The sequence below is a fragment of the Microvirga sp. P4_G7 genome (assembly GCF_056401005.1).
Genome location: NZ_JBFUKD010000697.1, coordinates 1 through 1,864 on the forward strand (window position 1 = coordinate 1; position 1,864 = coordinate 1,864).

At 58.2% G+C, this 1,864-nt stretch carries 3 protein-coding genes; 2 read left to right on the forward strand and 1 reads right to left on the reverse strand.

What is annotated here, in order from left to right; all coding sequences use genetic code 11:
* The coding region (locus AC1DT3_RS19670; protein WP_477466901.1) for a hypothetical protein at positions 1-188 on the reverse strand (188 nt) is incomplete at its 3' end.
* Between the two features lie 1,238 nt (positions 189-1,426).
* Between AC1DT3_RS19670 and AC1DT3_RS19675 the strand changes: the two genes are divergently transcribed.
* Together AC1DT3_RS19675 and AC1DT3_RS19680 are read left to right on the forward strand one after the other, a co-directional pair.
* Positions 1,427-1,576, forward strand: coding sequence for a hypothetical protein (locus tag AC1DT3_RS19675; protein WP_477466902.1), 150 nt, complete (start codon positions 1,427-1,429; stop codon positions 1,574-1,576).
* A gap of 228 nt (positions 1,577-1,804) precedes the next feature.
* On the forward strand, positions 1,805-1,864 hold a 60-nt coding region (locus tag AC1DT3_RS19680), incomplete at its 3' end, for a twin-arginine translocation signal domain-containing protein (RefSeq protein ID WP_477466903.1).

Below are 1,864 nucleotides of genomic sequence, written 5' to 3' on the forward strand. Positions count from 1 at the left end.
TCCGCCCGCCTCGCCGCGAGCGCCACGCGGCGCGGCGGCCAGCGCCATTTCTTGCGATAGCGCTCAAACACGATGCGGCTCATCCCGAGCAGCGACGCGATCGTCAGCACCGACACTTGGCTCTGGTTGAAATAGAGATCGAGAGCCCGGCGCTTCAGCGCAGGCGGGACGGCGATGCGAATTGTCATGCGAACCCCAAGTGGCGAAAGCGAGGTGACGGAAGCGAGTGACGAATGCGAACGAAAGTTCGGCTGCTGCGGCCGAGCGCTGGGACAAGGTGGTCGGGCATGGCGAGGCGTCCTTCTCCCCAAACACCCCTCGCTCCCTCCACCGCCCCTCGTTCCCATCGCCCTCATCCTGAGGAGCCGCGAAGCGGCGTCTCGAAGGAGGCTCCAGCGAGCACTGGAAACGCCCCGTCCTTCGAGACGCAGCCTGTCRGCTGCTCCTCAGGATGAGGCTTAGGGGGATGCATGATGCTCTCTGCGGCGATGCCCGGGGGCTCCCTCGTTCATCCTCATCCTGGGGAGCCGCGAAGCGGCGTCTCGAAGGAGGATCCAGAGAGTACTGGAAACGCCCCGTCCTTCGAGACGCAGCCTGTCGGCTGCTCCTCAGGATGAGGCTTGGGGGTGCATGATGCTCTCTGCGATGCCCGGCGGATGTCTTCAGGATGCGGCCCAGAGAGCCGACGCCTTGAGGCGTTCAACTCACACTTCCTGAGTGTTCACGTTATGTACTATAACAACGTATCGCTGTCAAGCGGCAATTTTCAACCAGTGGATGTTTTTAAGTTGGCCTCAACCGAAATCGGACGAAACGGCGCACGTACCCGTTCCGTTCGCTAAGGGAGTACCTCTTTCGGATAGTATTACGCTTTTTTCGAGCCAAACCACGAACGGATCGACAATAAATCGAAAACAACGGTCGCAGTCTAAACAGTAATACACGAAACCCTCTCTGTATATATTGCTATATAAACAGAGGGTGTCAAGTGAAACGATATCAACATTCCTTGGAAAAGGGCCACGGGAACGCAAAAAAGCGGCACTCGTCTTGCAAAAAATTTTCATCGCCGAGTGAAGCGACCCTCCAGGAAGGATGCGCCCAGCCTCTCCGTCCACGAAGTGCTCGCCCCTCCCTTCCGAAAAGCGCGAGCCTCGACCGCCCACCAGACATCGCCGCAACGACACTGCCGCCACGGAGTGTTGCGGTGCAATAAATTCCGATTGCAGCGACGCTTGAATTTACGTAGCGTGAAAACCTGCCTGCACAGCGCGACCTCCACGTCGACTTTACAGCTCCGTCCATCGGGAAATTTTTCCGGGAGATTTTTCCGGGGGGTTCTCCGGGAAATTTCTTGGCGTCAGGAACTTTGGCGTGGCGCGTGTGTTGTTTGGCGGTTAACGCACATCTTTCGGGGAGAAGGCCCATGATTCTTTGGGCTTCCATCGTAGCGCTCGTTCTGGGAGCGTTGACGTATATGTTCAGCGATCCGGCGACGGTTCTCCTCAACCTTGCGGAGCTCGGAGGGGTCATCCTGTTGTTCGCGCTCGTCTGCGCCGCAGAGGCCTTCAACTAGCCTGAACGATCAACGCGCCCCGACCTGTCGGCATGCCGCTTAGTTAGGTTAGCTCCGTACTTCCGGCTGCCCAATTCATGGGCATGTTTGCCGGTCTCGGACGGTGTGGCGCGCGCCGCTTCTCAGCCATTGGTCGAAGCATCCCCAATTCGACTTGCGACGCTCTGGTGAGTTGTTGTCAATAGCGACAGGTGACATCGTCACTTTCCATTGGGAGGAAGACCAACAATGAAACGTCGTCAATTCTTGCAAGCCGCTACCATTGGCGCTGCGAGCACGGCCGTGGCC

Coding starts and splice junctions, on each gene's coding strand:
- AC1DT3_RS19675 (WP_477466902.1), top strand. CDS start 1,427: ATGATTCTTTGGGCTTCCATCGTAGCGCTCGTTCTGGGAGCGTTGACG.